At 71.8% G+C, this 15,792-nt stretch carries 14 protein-coding genes; 2 read left to right on the plus strand and 12 right to left on the minus strand.

Going from position 1 to position 15,792, the window contains the following annotated elements; translation table 11 throughout:
* The first annotated feature begins 1 nt into the window (after position 1).
* Both hisS and aspS read left to right on the plus strand, forming a co-directional pair.
* On the plus strand, positions 2 to 1,282 hold the full coding sequence (hisS, locus tag ACQEU6_RS11055) for a histidine--tRNA ligase (RefSeq protein WP_499331203.1): 1,281 nt from the start codon (positions 2 to 4) through the stop codon (positions 1,280 to 1,282).
* On the plus strand, positions 1,279 to 3,039 hold the full coding sequence (gene aspS, locus ACQEU6_RS11060; protein WP_499331204.1) for an aspartate--tRNA ligase: 1,761 nt from the start codon (positions 1,279 to 1,281) through the stop codon (positions 3,037 to 3,039). Before hisS ends, aspS begins: the two co-directional genes overlap by 4 nt.
* A 54-nt stretch (positions 3,040 to 3,093) precedes the next feature.
* On the opposite strand, the gene ACQEU6_RS11065 is transcribed toward aspS, so the two are convergent.
* From ACQEU6_RS11065 to ACQEU6_RS11120, 12 genes are all read right to left on the minus strand, one after another.
* Positions 3,094 to 5,577 carry a RelA/SpoT family protein gene (locus ACQEU6_RS11065; protein ID WP_499331205.1) on the minus strand — a complete coding sequence of 828 codons (2,484 nt, stop codon included), beginning with the start codon at positions 5,575 to 5,577 and terminating at the stop codon, positions 3,094 to 3,096.
* A 104-nt stretch (positions 5,578 to 5,681) separates the two neighbouring features.
* A complete protein-coding gene (locus tag ACQEU6_RS11070; RefSeq protein WP_499331206.1) occupies positions 5,682 to 6,206 on the minus strand; it encodes an adenine phosphoribosyltransferase in 525 nt (174 codons plus the stop codon).
* A 12-nt stretch (positions 6,207 to 6,218) separates the two neighbouring features.
* Positions 6,219 to 7,388 carry a protein translocase subunit SecF gene (gene secF, locus ACQEU6_RS11075; protein WP_499331208.1) on the minus strand — a complete coding sequence of 390 codons (1,170 nt, stop codon included), beginning with the start codon at positions 7,386 to 7,388 and terminating at the stop codon, positions 6,219 to 6,221.
* Between the two features lie 2 nt (positions 7,389 to 7,390).
* The gene (gene secD / locus ACQEU6_RS11080) at positions 7,391 to 9,196 is read right to left on the minus strand and encodes a protein translocase subunit SecD (protein ID WP_499331210.1); all 1,806 of its coding nucleotides are present in this window, start codon (positions 9,194 to 9,196) and stop codon (positions 7,391 to 7,393) included.
* A 41-nt stretch (positions 9,197 to 9,237) separates the two neighbouring features.
* On the minus strand, positions 9,238 to 9,738 hold the full coding sequence (yajC, locus tag ACQEU6_RS11085) for a preprotein translocase subunit YajC (protein WP_499331212.1): 501 nt from the start codon (positions 9,736 to 9,738) through the stop codon (positions 9,238 to 9,240).
* Between the two features lie 178 nt (positions 9,739 to 9,916).
* Complete coding sequence (gene ruvB / locus ACQEU6_RS11090) at positions 9,917 to 10,990, minus strand: Holliday junction branch migration DNA helicase RuvB (protein ID WP_499340141.1); 1,074 nt, start codon at positions 10,988 to 10,990, stop codon at positions 9,917 to 9,919.
* 143 nt (positions 10,991 to 11,133) lie between these two features.
* Entirely contained in the window at positions 11,134 to 11,742 is a 609-nt protein-coding gene (ruvA, locus tag ACQEU6_RS11095; RefSeq protein WP_499331214.1) for a Holliday junction branch migration protein RuvA, read from the minus strand.
* Complete coding sequence (gene ruvC / locus ACQEU6_RS11100; RefSeq protein ID WP_499331216.1) at positions 11,739 to 12,314, minus strand: crossover junction endodeoxyribonuclease RuvC; 576 nt, start codon at positions 12,312 to 12,314, stop codon at positions 11,739 to 11,741. Before ruvC ends, ruvA begins: the two co-directional genes overlap by 4 nt.
* Positions 12,315 to 12,369: 55 nt before the next feature.
* Complete coding sequence (locus ACQEU6_RS11105; protein WP_499331218.1) at positions 12,370 to 13,521, minus strand: GNAT family N-acetyltransferase; 1,152 nt, start codon at positions 13,519 to 13,521, stop codon at positions 12,370 to 12,372.
* A gap of 92 nt (positions 13,522 to 13,613) precedes the next feature.
* On the minus strand, positions 13,614 to 14,369 hold the full coding sequence (locus ACQEU6_RS11110) for a YebC/PmpR family DNA-binding transcriptional regulator (protein WP_499331220.1): 756 nt from the start codon (positions 14,367 to 14,369) through the stop codon (positions 13,614 to 13,616).
* Positions 14,370 to 14,372: 3 nt separating this feature from the next.
* A complete protein-coding gene (gene pdxT, locus ACQEU6_RS11115; protein ID WP_499331222.1) occupies positions 14,373 to 14,990 on the minus strand; it encodes a pyridoxal 5'-phosphate synthase glutaminase subunit PdxT in 618 nt (205 codons plus the stop codon).
* A 105-nt stretch (positions 14,991 to 15,095) separates the two neighbouring features.
* Positions 15,096 to 15,710, minus strand: coding sequence for a DUF6928 family protein (locus ACQEU6_RS11120; RefSeq protein WP_499331223.1), 615 nt, complete (start codon positions 15,708 to 15,710; stop codon positions 15,096 to 15,098).
* Between the last annotated feature and the right edge of the window lie 82 nt (positions 15,711 to 15,792).

Genomic DNA, 15,792 nt, shown 5'->3' on the forward strand with positions numbered 1-15,792 from the left:
CATGAGTTCGAGTTTCCGGGCCCCGAAGGGGGTCAGCGAATACGTTCCGCCGCGCGCGGACCTCTTCTACGCCATCCGGGAGGCGTTCGCCGAGCAGGCGAGGCTGGCCGGTTACGGCTACCTGGAACTGGCGGTGTTCGAGGACACCAACCTGTTCCGGCGCGGCGTCGGCGAGTCCACCGACGTCGTGTCCAAGGAGATGTACACCTTCGAGGACAGGGGCGGCCGGTCCCTGACCCTGCGCCCCGAGTTCACCGCGTCGGTGCTGCGCTCCGTCCTGGAGAACAACCTGCACAAGGGCCCGCTGCCGGTGAAGGTGTGGACCACCGGGGCCGCGTTCCGGGCCGAACGCCCGCAGCAGGGCCGCTACCGGCAGTTCTACCAGCTCGACCTGGAGGCGATCGGCAGCGAGGACCCGCAGGTCGACGCCGAGACGATCGCGATCGCGTGGAACTGGTACCGCTCCCTCGGCCTGACCCGCGTCCGGCTGCTGCTGAACTCGCTCGGCTGCAAGGAGTGCCGCCCCGCCTACCGGGCCCTGCTGCAGGACTTCCTGCGCGGCCTGGACCTGGACGAGGACACCCGCGCCCGCGTCGAGATCAACCCGCTGCGGGTGCTGGACGACAAGCGCCCCAAGGTCCGCGAGCAGCTCGCCGGCGCCCCGCTGATGGCCGACCACCTGTGCCCGGCCTGCAAGGCGCACCACGACCGGGTCCGGGAGCTGCTGGCCGACCTCGGCATCGCGTGGGAGGACACCCCCACCCTCGTCCGCGGCCTGGACTACTACACCCGCACCACCTACGAGTTCGACCACCCGCTGCTCGGCGCCCAGTCCGGCATCGGCGGCGGCGGCCGCTACGACGGGCTGTCGGAGGACATCGGCGGCCCCGCGCTGCCCGGCATCGGGTTCGGGCTCGGCCTGGACCGCACGGTCCTCGCCCTGGAGGCCGAGTCGCCGGACGGGGAGGGGCCCGCGTTCGCCGCGCGGCCGCGCTGCGAGGCGTTCGGCGTGGCGCTCGGCGACGCCGCCGAGCGGCGCATGTTCGCGCTCGTCGCCGAGCTGCGCCGCGCCGGGATCGCGGCCGACATGGCGTTCGGCGGCAAGAGGCTGAAGGGTGCCATGAAGGACGCGGACCGCTCGGGCGCCCGGTACGCCGTGATCCTCGGGGAGCGAGATATCGCGGACGGCGTCGCCCAGGTCAAGGACCTGGCCGAGGGCGAGCAGACCGCCGTCCCGCTCACCGACCTCACCACGACGTTGAAGGAAAGGCTCTCGAAATGATCCGCACCCACGAGGCGGGCACGCTCCGCAAGGAGCACGCCGGGCAGCAGGTAACGCTGGCCGGCTGGGTCGGCCGCCGCCGCGACCACGGCGGCGTCACGTTCATCGACCTGCGCGACGCCTCCGGAACCGCGCAGGTCGTCTTCCGCGAGGAGGACACCGCGCACGACCTGCGCGCCGAGTACTGCGTCAAGGTCGTCGGAGAGGTCCGCGTCCGGCCGGAGGGCAACGAGAACCCCGAGCTGCCCACCGGCGATGTCGAGGTCGCCGCCGACCGCATCGAGGTGCTCTCCGACGCGGCGCCGCTGCCGTTCCCCATCGAGGGCGACGTCAACGTCAACGAGGAGATCCGCCTCAAGTACCGCTACCTCGACCTGCGCCGCGAGAGCGTCGCGCGGGCGATGAGGATCCGCTCGGAGGCCTCGTTCCTGACGCACGAGGTGATGCGCGAGCACGGCTTCGTGAACGTCGAGACGCCCACCCTCACCCGGTCCACCCCCGAGGGCGCCCGCGACTTCCTCGTCCCCGTCCGGCTCCAGCCGGGCCACTGGTACGCGCTCCCGCAGTCGCCGCAGCTGTTCAAGCAGCTCCTCATGGTCGGCGGCCTCGAACGCTACTACCAGATCGCCCGCTGCTACCGCGACGAGGACTTCCGCGCCGACCGGCAGCCCGAGTTCACCCAGATCGACATCGAGATGTCCTTCGTCGACCAGGACGACGTCCTGGCGGTCGGCGAGGACCTCGTGGCGCGCCTGTGGAAGGGGATCGCCGGGTACGAGGTCCCCCGCCCGATCCCCCACATCACCTACGCCGACGCGCTGGCCCGCTACGGCTCCGACAAGCCCGACCTGCGGTTCGGCAACGAGCTGACCGACATGACCGAGTACTTCGCCGACACCTCGTTCCGCGTGTTCCAGGCCCCGTACGTCGGTGCGGTCGTCATGCCCGGCGGCGCGTCCCAGACCCGCAAGGAACTGGACGGCTGGCAGGACTGGGCGAAGGCCCGCGGCGCCCGCGGCCTCGCCTACGTGCTCGTGCAGGAGGACGGCACGCTCGGCGGCCCGGTCGCCAAGAACCTCTCCGACGCCGAGAAGGCGGGCCTCGCCGCCAGGACCGGCGCCTCCCCCGGCGACGCGGTCTTCTTCGGCGCCGGCAAGCGGCACGCCACCCAGGAGCTCCTCGGCGCCGCGCGCCTGGAGATCGGCCGCCGCCGCGACCTGATCGACGAGTCCGCCTGGAAGTTCGTCTGGGTCGTGGACGCCCCGATCTTCGAGCCCGTCGAGGACGACAAGGGCGAGCAGATCGGCTGGACGTCGGTGCACCACCCGTTCACCGCGCCCAAGGCCGAGTACGCCGACACCTTCCAGGACGACCCGGGCACGGCCCTCGCCGACGCCTACGACCTCGTCCTGAACGGCAACGAGATCGGCGGCGGCTCCGTCCGCATCCACCGCGCCGAGATGCAGCAGCGCGTCTTCGACGTGCTGGGCCTGTCCAAGCAGGAGGCCGAGTCCAAGTTCGGCTTCCTGCTGGAGGCGTTCAAGTTCGGCCCGCCCCCGCACGGCGGCATCGCGTTCGGCTGGGACCGGGTGGTCATGCTCCTCGCCCGGCAGGAGTCGATCCGCGATGTGATCGCCTTCCCGAAGGCCGCGTCCGGCCACGACCCCCTGACCGCCGCGCCGACCCCCATCACCCCGGAGCAGCGCGCGGAGGCCGGCGTCGACTTCGTCCCCGAGGACGAGCACGCCGAGAACTGACCCGTACGCGAAAGGGCGGCCGCGGGTGCGGCCGCCCTTTCGCGTACGCGGGTCCTACTTGGCGGCGCCGCTGGTCACCCGGTAGACGTCGTAGACGCCGTCGATGGAGCGGACGGCCTTCAGGACGTGGCCGAGATGCTTCGGGTCGCCCATCTCGAAGGTGAAGCGGCTGACGGCCACGCGGTCGCGGGTGGTGGTGACCGACGCCGACAGGATGTTGACGTGCTGGTCGGACAGGACGCGGGTCACGTCCGACAGCAGGCGGGGGCGGTCCAGCGCCTCCACCTGGATCGCGACGAGGAACACCGAGTCCTCGCCCGGGGACCACTTGACGTCGATCAGGCGGTCCGGCTGCGACCTCAGGCTCTCGACGTTGGCGCAGTCGGAGCGGTGGACGGAGACGCCGTGGCCGCGGGTCACGAAGCCGACGATGTCGTCGCCGGGAACCGGGGTGCAGCAGCGCGACAGCCGGACCCACACGTCCGGGTCGTCGGCCACGACGACGCCCGGGTCGCCGGCGGGGCGGGTGCGCTTGCGGCGGGTCGGCAGCGCGATCTCGGCGAGGTCCTCCTCGGCGCTCTCCACGCCGCCGAGGGCGTCCACGAGGCGCTGCACGACGTGCTGCGCGGAGACCTGGCTCTCCCCCACGGCCGCGTACAGGGACGACACGTCCGGGTAGCGCATGTCGCGGGCGAGGGCGAGCAGGGCCTCGCCGGACATCATCCGCTGCAGCGGCATGTTCTGCTTGCGCATCGCGCGGGCGATGGCGTCCTTGCCGGACTCGATCGCGGTGTCGCGGCGCTCCTTGGAGAACCAGTGCTTGATCTTGTTGCGGGCGCGGGCGCTCTTGACGAAGCCGAGCCAGTCGCGGCTCGGGCCCGCGTCCTGCGACTTGGAGGTGAACACCTCGACGGTGTCGCCGTTGTCGAGGGTCGATTCGAGGGGGACGAGGCGCCCGTTGACGCGGGCGCCGATACATCGGTGCCCGACCTCGGTGTGGATCGCGTACGCGAAGTCGACGGGGGTGGCGCCCTGCGGCAGCGCGATCACGTCGCCCTTCGGCGTGAACACGAACACCTCGGAGACCGACAGGTCGAAGCGCAGCGACTCCAGGAACTCGGCCGGGTCGGCGGTCTCCTTCTGCCAGTCGAGGAGCTGGCGCAGCCACTGCATGTCGCCGGCCTTGCGGCCGCCGACCGTCTCCTCCTTGTACTTCCAGTGCGCGGCGACGCCGTACTCGGCGCGGCGGTGCATGCCCCACGTGCGGATCTGCAGCTCGACGGGCTTGCCCTCCGGGCCGATCACCGTCGTGTGCAGCGACTGGTACATGTTGAACTTCGGCATCGCGATGTAGTCCTTGAACCGGCCGGGGACCGGGTTCCATCGCGCGTGGATCGAGCCGAGGGCGGCGTAGCAGTCGCGGACGCTGTCGACGAGGACCCGGATGCCGACCAGGTCGTAGATGTCGTCGAAGCTGACGTCCCGCGCGATCATCTTCTGGTAGATCGAGTAGTAGTGCTTCGGCCGGCCCGTCACGGTGGCCTTGATCCGGGCCTCGCGCAGGTCGGTGGAGACGTTCTCGATCACTTCTTGCAGGTAGACGTCGCGGCGCGGGGCGCGCTCGGACACCAGGCGGGCGATCTCGTCGAACCGCTTGGGGTACAGCGTGGCGAACGCGAGGTCCTCCAGCTCCCACTTCAGCGTGTTCATCCCGAGGCGGTGCGCGAGCGGCGCGAACACCTCCAGGGTCTCGCGGGCCTTCTTCTCCTGCTTGTGCCGCGGCATGTAGCGCAGGGTGCGCATGTTGTGCAGCCGGTCGCCTAGCTTGATCACAAGGACGCGGATGTCGCGGGACATCGCCACGACCATCTTGCGGACGGTCTCGGCCTCCGCGGCCTCCCCGTACTTGACCTTGTCGAGCTTGGTGACCCCGTCGACCAGGGCGGCGATCTCGTCGCCGAACTCGGCGCTCAACTGGTCGAGGGTGTAGGGGGTGTCCTCGACGGTGTCGTGCAGCAGCGCGGCGCAGAGCGTCTCGGTGTTCATGCCGAGCTCGGCGAGGATGGTGGTGACCGCGAGCGGATGGGTGATGTACGGGTCGCCGCTCTTGCGCTTCTGGTGCCGGTGGTAGTGCGCGGCCACGTCGTAGGCGCGCTCGATGAGCCGGAGGTCCGCCTTCGGGTGCGTGTTGCGGACCGTCTTGATCAGTGGTTCGAGTACCGGGTTCATAGCGGGGCCGCGCTGGGCGCCCAACCTGGCGAGCCTACGGCGCACCCGGGCGGCGGACGGCGGGATCGTGGCCGGCGTGGGCCTGGACGGGACGGCGGCCCCGGACGCGTCATCGTCGTCCGGGGCGGTGCCAGGGCCTGGAGCAGGGGTGACATCAGATCTCGACGAGGGCTGGGCGGGCGGGGCGGACGGGGACGTCCGCGCTGCGGGCTCGTCGGGCTCGGGCGGCCGGACGTCGGGCGGTGGGGGCGCGCGCCGGTCCTCGGCGGCGGTGTTCACCGCGTCGGTCGATACCACCTCACCTGGCACCCAGCCTCCCTAGTCCACACCGGGCGCCGCACCCGCCGTCGCGCGGGCCGCGCCCGTTTCCTCCGGACCCTGATGGCGTCAGTGTATCCGGCCCCTATTTCGTACTAGACCGTAACCAGGGTATGAACGTCCAGATTCCCCAGCTTGTCGCGTCCGCGCAGGAACGACAGCTCAAGGAGGACCGACAGTCCGACGACCTCTCCGCCGCCCCGCCGGACGAGTTCGGCGGCGGCCCTGGCCGTTCCGCCGGTGGCCAGGACGTCATCGACGATCAGCACCCGGTCGCCGGGTTCGAAGGCGTCGAGGTGGATCTCGATCGTCTCGCTCCCGTACTCGAGATCATAGGTCTCCGCGTCCGTCGCCGAGGGCAGTTTCCCCTTCTTGCGCACCGGGACGAAGCCCGCCCCGAAGTGGTAGGCGACGGGCGCGGCGAGGATGAACCCGCGTGCCTCGATACCGACGATCTTGTCGACGGTGCCGCGGCCGTGGTGGTTGACCACGGCGTCGACCACCCCGGCGAACGCCACGTGGTCGGCCAGCAGCGGGGTGATGTCCTTGAACATCACCCCCTGCTTGGGGTAGTCGGGGATGTCGCGGATCCGCTCCTGGATCAGCTTGCCGAGGTCCACTCCGTCCCCGCCCTACTTGCCGCGCCGCTGCTGCCGCGACCCGCGTTTCGGCTGCTGCCGCGACCCGCTCTGCACGACCTTCCGCACGGTGACCGTGCTGGAGATGTCGGGAGTGCCGTCGCCGGCGTCGTCACCGGCGTCGTCGTCGGACGGGGCGTCGTCCTGCCCCCCGGCGGCGGAGGCGCCGGCCCCGGCCCTGACCTTGGTCTTCGACGCCCGCTTGGGGCTCTGCTCGCGCCGGGCGATGTTCTGCCGGATCTGCTTGAACTTCGGCTCGCGCTCCTTGAACTGGACGAGCAGCGGCGTCGCCACGCAGATCGAGGAGTACGTACCGACGATCATGCCGACGAACAGGGCGAGCGACAGGTCCTTCAGCGTGCCGGCGCCGAACAGCGTCGTCCCGATGAACAGGATCGCCCCGACCGGCAGGATCGCCACCAGCGAGGTGTTCAGGGAGCGGACCAGGGTGCTGCTGAGCGCCTGGTTGGCGGCCTCGCTGTAGGTCGTCCTGGAGGTCGGGCCGAGCGGCTTGGTGACCTCCTTGATCATGTCGAAGACGACGACCGCGTCGTACAGCGAGTAGCCGAGGATCGTCAGGAAGCCGAGCAGTGTGGCCGGGGTCACCTCGAAGCCGGACCAGGCGTAGATGCCCGCCGTGATCACGAGGTCGTGGACGAGCGCGACCACCGCGGCCACGGCCATCCGCCACTCGAACGCCACCGACAGGTAGGCGATGATCAGGACCATGAAGACGAGCAGCGCCTGCCACGCCTTCTTCTGGATCTCACCGCCCCACGAGGCGCCGACGACCTGCGTGCTGACCTTGTCGGCCGGGACGGTCAGCTCCTTGGCGACGCTCGTCTTGACCTCGGTGACGCGGTCGGAGGACAGGCTCTCGGTCGTGACCCGCCAGTCGCCGCCCGCCTTCTGCACGATCACCTGGTGGGCGCCGCCGTCGCCGACGGCGCTGCGCACCTGCTCGATCGACGCGCTCGGCGCCTTGAAGGTGAAGACGGAGCCGCCCTTGAACTCCACGCCGAAGTTGAGGCCCTGCACCAGCAGGCCCGCGATCGACAGTGCCAGCAGCAGCCCGGAGATCGTGTACCAGATCTTCGGCCGGCCGACGATGTCCGCGCTGATCTCGCCCCGGTAGATCCGGGAGATGGCCGCACGCGTTCCCATGCTCAGGCCTCCTGGCTCGTCGTGCGGGCGGCTGGGGCGGAGGTGTCCTGCGCCTTGTGCAGGCGCCTTGGATCAAGGCCGGACATCGGATGCCCGCGCCCGAAGAAGTTCGTGCGCGCCAGCAGCGCGACCAGCGGCTTGGTGAAGAAGAACACCACGATGACGTCGATGAGCGTCGTGAGGCCCATCGCGAAGGCGAACCCGGCCACGCCGCCGACCGCGAGGAAGTACAGCACCAGCGCCGCGAGGAAGGTGACGGCGTCGGCGACGAGGATGGTGCGCCGCGCCCGCTTCCAGGCGTTCTCCACCGACGAGCGCAGCTTGCGTCCGGCCCGCAGCTCGTCCCTCAGCCGCTCGAAGTAGACGATGAACGAGTCGGCGGTGATGCCGATGGACACGATGAGGCCGATGATGTGCGGCAGGGAGAGCCGGAAGCCCATGCCCTCACCGAGGATCACGACCGCCTCGTAGGTGATGGCCGACGCCACGACCAGGCTGGACACCGCCACCAGGCCGAGGCCCCGGTAGTAGAACAGGCAGTAGAGCACCACCAGGCCGAGCCCGATCGCGCCGGCGATCAACCCGCCGGTGAGCTGGTCGGAGCCCAGCGTGGACGACACCTCGTCGATGGAGCTCTGCTTGAACTCCAGCGGCAGCGCACCGTACTTGAGCACGTTGGCGAGGTCGGTGGCGTACCCCTGGTTGAAGCTGTCGGGCGGGCCGTCGATGCTGGCGGTGCCGCCGGTGATGGCGCCCTCGCGGATGCTCGGCGCGGAGACGACCTGTCCGTCCAGGACGATCGCGACCTGCGCCTGCGGGGAGGACGGGTTCTGCTGGTAGGCCTGGGACGCGGCGGTGGTGACCTCGCCGAACTGGCGGGCCCCCGTGCCGTCGAACTTCAGCGACACCGACCAGCTCGCCTGGCCCTGCTGGGCGTTCGGCGGCATCGCGCTCGCCGAGGAGACGTTCTCGCCCAGCACCCGGACCGGGCCGAGGATGTACTTGGCGGCCTGGCCGCTCTCCTCGTCCTGGTCGCAGGCGGCGACGAACTTGCGGTTCGGGTCGTTGGACCCCGGGGCCCGCCGCTCGCCGCCGTAGCAGTTCAGCGCCTCGAACTGGCTGATCACGGCCTTGTCGGTGACGCCCGGGTAGTCCTGCGTGGGCGCCGTGGGCTGCCCGGACGGCTGGCCCAGCGGCGACGACGCCGAGGGCGCGGCCGACGGGGACCCGGACGGCTTCGGCGTCGGGGCCGTCAGCGCACCCGACAGGGCCCTGCCGCGCGGGGTGGACGACGCCGACGGCGAGGCTCCGCCCGAGGGGGAGGCCGACGCGGACGGCGAGGGGCTCTTCTTGCCCCCGTCCTTCTTCTCCCCCGTGCCCTTGGACGGGCTGGGGGACGGGGCGGGCGCCGCCCCGTTCGACGGCTTCCCGTCGGCCACCGCGAACACCTGGCGGAACTGCAGCTTGGCCGTCGTCCCGATCAGGTTGACGACGCGGCCCTGCCCCTCACCGGGGACGTTCACCACGATGTTGTTGCTGCCCTGCTTGGCGACCTCGGCGTCGGAGACCCCCAGACCGTTGACGCGCTTCGTCATGATCTTGACGGCCTGGTTCATCTGGTCGGCCGGGGGGTTCTTGCCGTTCGCGGTCTTGGCCGTGAGCGTCACGGTCGTCCCGCCGGCCAGGTCCAGGCCCAGCTTGGGTTTCGTCTGCCCCTGCCAGACCGCCAGACCGGCCATGACCACCATGACCGCGAAGAGCGCGAGGAGCGTGCGCCCGGGCTTGGGAGCATTCTTGGGCGGAGCCACTTGTCGTCGTACTTCCCGTCGTATCGTCGCCGTGAGAGGGGTCAGGCGGGCTTGTCGCCCGCCTCGACCTTCGCCTTCCCCTTCGGCTTGGACTCGGGCTCGCCGTCCTCGCCCGCGGCTTCCGCGGCCTCGTCGTCGCCGTCCTTGGACAGGTCGACCTCGGAGCCGTCCTTGGAGAGGTCGACGCGGTCGCCGTCCTCGTCCTCGACGTCCTCGACGTGCTCGTCGTCGAGTTCCTCGGGCTCGTCGTCCTTCAGGACCTGCATGACGGCCTGCTTGACGAACCGGACCTCGACGCCTTCGGCGATCTCCAGCACGATGCCGTCGTCGTCGACCGACACGACGGTCGCGCGCATACCGCTGGTCGTCAGGACGCGGGCGCCCGGTTCCATGGCGTTCTGCATCTGCATCTGCTCTTTGCGCCGCTTGCTCTGCGGCCGGATGAGCAGGAAGTAGAAGACCAGTGGCACGGCGAGGAGCAGGAGCAGGTTGAAAGACCCGCTACCGCCGGAACTCGCCGCGAGAATCATGTCGCTGCCCATTACTGGGGCATCCTTCCGAAGTCGATTGCCCAGCCTGTGACCAGACCGGTCACGTGCAACGGGACCGCCGGCTGGAGACGGTGAACCAAGTCCCGGAGTCTAGAGAGTACGCGAGACCCCGGCAACGAGGCGACGATCGGCGACGCCGGGAAGTTCCCAACCCGTTATCGGATGATCACTATTCCGCCCCGCCGACGTCCCTGTCCAGGTCGAACAGGGTGCCCGCCATCGGCGCCGTCGGCGGCTGGGCGAGCCCCAGGTGCGCCCACGCGGCGGCCGTGGCGACCCTTCCGCGCGGCGTCCTGGCGAGCAGGCCCTGCCGGACGAGGAACGGCTCCGCGACGACCTCCACGGTCTCCGGCTCCTCCCCCACCGACACGGCCAGCGTCGACAGGCCCACCGGCCCGCCGCCGAACTTGCGCATCAGCGACTCCAGGACAGAACGGTCGAGCCGGTCCAGGCCCCGTTCGTCCACCTCGTACAACGCCAGGGCGGCGCGGGCCGATTCCCGCGTGACCACGCCGTCCGCGCGCACCTCGGCGTAGTCGCGGACGCGGCGCAGCAGCCGGTTGGCGATGCGGGGCGTGCCGCGCGAGCGCCCGGCGACCTCGGCGGCGGCGTCGTCGGAGACCTCCACGTCCAGCAGCCGGGCGGAGCGGCGGACGATGATCTCCAGTTCGGCGGGCTCGTAGAAGTCCATGTGCGCGACGAAGCCGAACCGGTCGCGCAGGGGGCCGGGCAGCATGCCCGCCCGCGTGGTGGCCCCCACCAGCGTGAACGGGGCGATGTCCAGCGGGATCGCCGTCGCCCCGGGGCCCTTGCCCACGACGACGTCGACGCGGAAGTCCTCCATCGCCATGTAGAGCATCTCCTCGGCGGGCCGCGCCAGCCGGTGGATCTCGTCCAGGAACAGCACCTCGCCCTCGGCGAGCGTCGACAGCACGGCCGCGAGGTCGCCGGCCCGCTCGATCGCCGGCCCCGAGGAGATCCGCAGCGGCTGCCCGAGCTCCGCCGCGATGATCATGGCGAGGGTGGTCTTGCCGAGCCCGGGCCCGCCGGACAGCAGGACGTGGTCGGGGGTCCGGCCGCGCCCCAGCGCGCCGTGCAGCACCAGCGAGAGCTGCTCGCGGACCCGCTCCTGCCCGACGAAGTCGTCCAGCTTCTTCGGCCGCAGCGCGGCCTCGATCTGCTGCTCCTCGACCCCGTCGACGTCCGCGGACACCAGTCGCCCGGTCTCGTCGATCCCGCTCATCCGCGCTTCCCGCGCCTCCCTCGGTTCGCTGCCGCTCATGCGTGTCTCCTGTGGGGGGCGACCCCCCACACCCCCCGGTTCGCTGCCGCTCATGCGTGTCTCCCGTGGGAGGCGACCCCCCACACCCCCCGGTTCGCTGTCGCTCATTGTTTGCTGAGCTTCTTCAGAGCCGACCGCAGCAGCGTCGCGACCGGGGGCGTCTCGCCGCCGTCGAGCTCCGCGGCGACGGCGTCCACGGCGGCGTCGGCGTCCTTGGCCGACCAGCCGAGGTTGACCAGGCCCATCTGCACCTGCCCGCGCCAGGGCTCGGCGCGGGCGGGGCCGCGCGGGTCGCCGGCGTCGTCGCCGACCGGGCCGCCGAGGCGGTCCCGCAGTTCCAGGACGATGCGCTGCGCGCCCTTCTTTCCGATGCCGGGCACCTTGGTGAGCGCGGTCACGTCCTCGGTGGACACGGCGCGGCGCAGCGCGTTCGGCGAGTGGACCGCCAGCATCGCGAGGGCGAGGCGGGGCCCGACGCCGCTCGCGGTCTGGAGCAGCTCGAAGACGGTGCGCTCGTCGTCGTCGGCGAACCCGAACAGGGTGAGGGAGTCCTCGCGGACGACGAGGGAGGTCGGCACCCGCGCCTCCTCCCCGACCCGCAGGCCGGCCAGCGTGGCGGGGGTGCACTGCACCGAGAGGCCGACCCCGTGCACGTCGACCACCGCCCCGTCGGGTCCCGCGGCGGCCACCCGGCCGCTGACGAAGGCGATCACTGGACGCTTCCTCCTCTGCTCCGGGCGGCGAGCCGCTCCCGTTCGGCCCTGGCCGCCTCCTCGATCCGCGACCGCCGCGCGTGCGCGAGCCGCTGCTGCGCTCCCCCGCGCCACACGTGGCAGATGGCCAGGGCGAGCGCGTCGGCGGCGTCGGCCGGCTTCGGCGCCGTCTCCAGGGACAGCAGCCGGGTCACCATCCTGGTCACCTGCGCCTTGTCCGCGCGGCCGTTCCCGGTGACGGCGGCCTTGGCCTCGCTGGGGGTGTGCAGCGCGACGGGCAGGCCGCGCCGGGCGGCCAGCAGCATGGCGATCCCGGCGGCCTGGGCCGTGCCCATCACGGTCCGGACGTTGTGCTGGGAGAACACGCGCTCGACGGCGACGGCGTCGGGGCGCAGCTCGTCCATGACGGCCGCGATGCCGGTCTCGACGCCCAGCAGCCGCAGGGCGTGGTCCTCGTCGGGGGCGGTCCGCACGACCGACACGTGCACCAGGTGCAGCCGCTTCCCCGGAGCGCCCTCGACGACCCCGACCCCGCACCGGGTGAGCCCGGGGTCCACCCCCATCACCCGCACGGCCGCTCCTTCGATCACTTGTTCGGCCGCCAACGCTACCAATCCGCGTGGCCGGTCAGAAGTAATCGAGCGAGAACGGCGTGGCCGCGAACACGGCCGTGAGCGCCTCCGCGTCCCCGCCCTGGAGGAGGCCGGAGCGGCGCAGCGTCGACACCGGGATCCCGGAGTAGAGGGCCGCCAGGCCGCACGGGCCGAGGCGCACGGCTCCGTCGTCGGCGGCGGAGCGTTCCAGCCGCCCCTCCCCGTCCTTGACCTCCAGGCGCCAGTGGCCCGAGTTCGCCGGGCGCCACGGGTCGTCGATCTCCAGCGGGACCCCGGCCGCGACCCCGGCCGGATAGCCGCGCGCCGCGATCGCCGCGGGCGCGTCGACGACCCGCAGCATCCACTGGGAGCGGTGGACGGCCTCGTGCTCGCGCTCGCGCGGCAGCCACAGCACCGGGTCCATCGGCGACACGCAGGCCCGCACCGACTCGGCCGTGGACGAGCCCGACCCGACGACGGCCCACAGCGCCCTCAGCGTCCTCTCGGAGGAGGCGACGAGCCGGAGGACCTCCAGGCCGGCGTTGCCCTCCGTCCACCGGTAGGAGAGGAACCCGTCCTCGGCCAGGTAGTGGTAGGTGTCCGGGACGTCCAGGAGCTCGCGCCATCTCGCCTCCGGCCAGCCGACCGGACCGCAGTCGCGCGCCGCCCGGTGCGCGCGGCCGAGGACGGCGGCCACCTCGGCGGCGTCGCCGGGCCCGGCCCTGCGGACCGGGACCCGCTCGGCCGCGATCGTGCGCAGCGCCTCGGTCGACAGGTCGACGTGGTGCCAGCCCCCCGCGTGCTCCCAGCCGAGCGACCGGTAGAGCCGCGTCGTGGCCGGATAGAGCACGGCGAGCGGGTGCCCGAACCCGGCACACCGCTCCAGCAGGTCGGTCATCAGCCGGCGGCCGAGACCCCGCCCGCGCTCCTCGGGGGCGACCGTGATCGCGCCGACGCCCGCCGCGGACACCGCCCGCCCGTGCCACCACTGCGTGATGTCGAGCAGGGCGCCCGCGGCGACGACCGCGCCGCCGTCGAACCCGGCGAACTGGCGCCCGGCCTCCGCCGCCCGCCGGCCGTGGCGGGCCCCCCGCGCCCACACCTCGTCGGGCACCGGCCCGAAGGCCCGGGCCCGGATGTCGCGGACGGCGTCCACCTCGTCGGGTGCGAGAGCGCGAATCTCCATGATCCAGACCGTACGCGACGGCGCCGACGAGAAACGCCGCCGCGCCCGGGCGGGCGGCGGCGGCGTCGCCGGCGCTGTCGTCAGACGGGGCGTCAGGCGTCGATGGAGGCCATGACCTCGTCGCTCACGTCGAAGTTGGCGTAGACCTCCTGGACGTCGTCGGAGTCCTCCAGGGCGTCCAGGAGCCGGAACACCTTCTTGGCGTTGTCCTCGTCGAGCGGGACGGTGACGCTCGGCAGGAACTTGCTCTCCGCCGACTCGTAGTCGATCCCGGCCTCCACCAGCGCCGAGCGGACCGCGACCAGGTCGCCGGCCTCGCTCACGACCTCGAAGTTCTCCGCGTCGAGGTCGTTGACCTCCTCGGCCCCGGCGTCCAGGACGGCCATCATCACGTCGTCCTCGCTGGTGCCCGCCTTGGGGACGATCACGACGCCCTTGCGGTTGAACATGTAGGAGACCGAGCCCGGGTCGGCGAGGGAGCCGCCGTTGCGGGTGAGCGCGACGCGGACCTCCGAGGCGGCCCGGTTGCGGTTGTCGGTCAGGCACTCGATGAGCACGGCGACACCGCCCGGGGCGTAGCCCTCGTAGGTGATGTTCTGCCAGTCGGCGCCCCCGGCCTCCTCACCGGCGCCCCGCTTGCGGGCGCGCTCGATGTTGTCGTTCGGGACCGAGTTCTTCTTCGCCTTGTAGATGGCGTCGTAGAGGGTGGGGTTCGCCTCGGGGTCGCCGCCGCCCGTGCGGGCCGCCACCTCGATGTTCTTGATCAGCTTGGCGAAGAGCTTGCCCCGCTTGGCGTCGAGGGCCGCCTTCTTGTGCTTGGTCGTCGCCCACTTGGAATGGCCGGACATCTGTCAATCCTCCTCTGTCGTCCGGCGCACCAGATCGGCGAAGTAGTGGTGCACGCGGAAATCACCCGTCAACTCCGGATGGAACGCGGTCGCCATCAGGCGGCCCTGGCGGACGGCGACGATCCTACCGGCGTTCGGGCCGCTCTCCGCGCGTCCGAGGATCTCGACGGCGTCGCCGACGGACTCCACCCAGGGTGCGCGGATGAAAACGGCGTGGTACGGCGTGTCCCCCATACCGGTCAGCGGGACTGCGGCCTCGAACGAGTCGACCTGCCGGCCGAACGCGTTGCGCCGCACGGTCATGTCGATCCCGCCGACGGTCTCCTGGCCCGCCACGCCGCCCCGGATCCGGTCCGCCAGCATGATCATGCCGGCGCAGGAGCCGTAGGCGGGCATGCCCGCCTCGATCCGCTTGCGCAGCGGGTCGAGGAGCTCGAACGAGCGCGCCAGCCGCCACATGGTGGTGGACTCGCCGCCGGGCAGGACCAGCCCGTCGACCTGTTCCAGCTCGTCGGGACGGCGCACCTTCACGGTGCGCGCCCCGGCCTCCTCCAACGCGCGCGCATGCTCGCACACGTCGCCCTGCAGGGCGAGGACACCGATCGTGGGCACAGCAGTCACGTGGAAACCTTCCGGGACACAAGGAGACGTCTCAACCCTAGACGCTCCTTACAACGCCCCACGACCTTGCTGATCTTCCCCGCGCCCGCTCCGGCCCGGGCGGGGTCAGGCGTGCCGGAAGCGGCGGACCGGGAGTTCCAGGGGCAGGAAGCCGTCCTCGCCGCGGTCGGCGATGCCGCGGCCGAACATGTACTGCTCGGCGAGGGCGAGGCCGAACTCCTCGGGGTCGAACGGGAGCGGCACGTCCGGGGCGCCCGCGTCGACGGCGCGCCAGAACGGGCGCTCGGCGCGCAGCCGCTCGCCCTGGTCGACGACCACGCCGTCCTCGGCGGTGACGTACACGTCGCGGAGCAGCACGCCCGACTCGTACCAGCGGAACCAGCAGCTGCGGACCACGTTGTGCAGTACGAGGACGCCGCAGCGGGAGCCGGGAAGCGCCGCGGCGGCGGTGTCGGCGATGCGGCGCGCGTCGTCGTCGAGGCAGAACAGCCGCCTGTCGCACAGCAGCAGCGCCCGGTCGAAGGCGCCGACGAACAGCTCGTCCTCGTACGGCCAGAGCGCGAAGTCCAGGACCGTGTCGCCGGTCTCGGTGAGGGTGGCCGCCGGGTACAGGCGTCGCGCGATCTTCGCGGCGGCGTCGGGGTCGGGCGCCAGGCCCGGCCGGAACACCTCGCCGGGTTCACCCGCGCTCGCGCACGCCAGCGCGACCGACCAAGCCATGCTCTTCCCTCCCGCGGCCGGGCACCGGCCAGGGCTCGCCCCTCCGACCGCGCCGTCAGCGTAGACCCTCGCGGCGGCCCGT

The organism is Spirillospora sp. CA-108201 (genome assembly GCF_050936235.1).
GTDB lineage: Bacteria > Actinomycetota > Actinomycetes > Streptosporangiales > Streptosporangiaceae > Spirillospora.

Excerpts from the sequence above, each read along its gene's own strand:
- hisS (WP_499331203.1), top strand. The coding sequence starts at position 2 with ATGAGTTCGAGTTTCCGGGCCCCGAAGGGGGTCAGCGAATACGTTCCG.
- aspS (WP_499331204.1), top strand. The coding sequence starts at position 1,279 with ATGATCCGCACCCACGAGGCGGGCACGCTCCGCAAGGAGCACGCCGGG.
- secF (WP_499331208.1), bottom strand. The coding sequence starts at position 7,388 with ATGGGAACGCGTGCGGCCATCTCCCGGATCTACCGGGGCGAGATCAGC.
- yajC (WP_499331212.1), bottom strand. The coding sequence starts at position 9,738 with ATGGGCAGCGACATGATTCTCGCGGCGAGTTCCGGCGGTAGCGGGTCT.
- ruvB (WP_499340141.1), bottom strand. The coding sequence starts at position 10,990 with ATGAGCGGGATCGACGAGACCGGGCGACTGGTGTCCGCGGACGTCGAC.
- ACQEU6_RS11105 (WP_499331218.1), bottom strand. The coding sequence starts at position 13,521 with ATGGAGATTCGCGCTCTCGCACCCGACGAGGTGGACGCCGTCCGCGAC.
- ACQEU6_RS11110 (WP_499331220.1), bottom strand. The coding sequence starts at position 14,369 with ATGTCCGGCCATTCCAAGTGGGCGACGACCAAGCACAAGAAGGCGGCC.
- ACQEU6_RS11120 (WP_499331223.1), bottom strand. The coding sequence starts at position 15,710 with ATGGCTTGGTCGGTCGCGCTGGCGTGCGCGAGCGCGGGTGAACCCGGC.